Annotated in this window: 1 protein-coding gene; it reads right to left on the minus strand. The window is 44.1% G+C overall.

Features of this window, described 5'->3' with window-relative positions; all coding sequences use genetic code 11:
• Positions 1-406 (minus strand): hypothetical protein (locus BST99_RS14335; protein WP_181044180.1); only part of this gene is annotated, 406 nt, incomplete at both ends.

Here is a 406-nt window from a genome sequence, read left to right on the forward strand (position 1 = left end):
AGGTCTTGGTTGTCCGTCCCTGTAAAATTGACGGCTCCACTTCCATTATTAAAAGTGAAAGTACCATCGGAATTGTCGGTTAAGCTCGACTTATTTACCGTTTGGGCAACACCATTTTCGTTGGTGTAGGTTACTGTCCCGTTTCCGTTGTCTACTAAATTGGTAATGGTCTCTGAAATTGAAACTGAAGCTACGTTCAGATAGAGTGCTCCGTCTGTTCCTACGGCGATATCGTTGTTAGCATCCGCACTAATCAGATTAACCGATTCAGTACCTCCACCATCAGTAATTTGAACACTACCTCCGGTTATTGCACTTCCGGTGTTGTACTCGTTCCCAACATTAGTATCGGCATCTGCTGCGATATGGTTAGCAATATCAGTCGCATTGGTACTGATATCACTCG

It is taken from the genome of Aureicoccus marinus, assembly GCF_002954325.1.
Taxonomy (GTDB): domain Bacteria; phylum Bacteroidota; class Bacteroidia; order Flavobacteriales; family Flavobacteriaceae; genus Aureicoccus; species Aureicoccus marinus.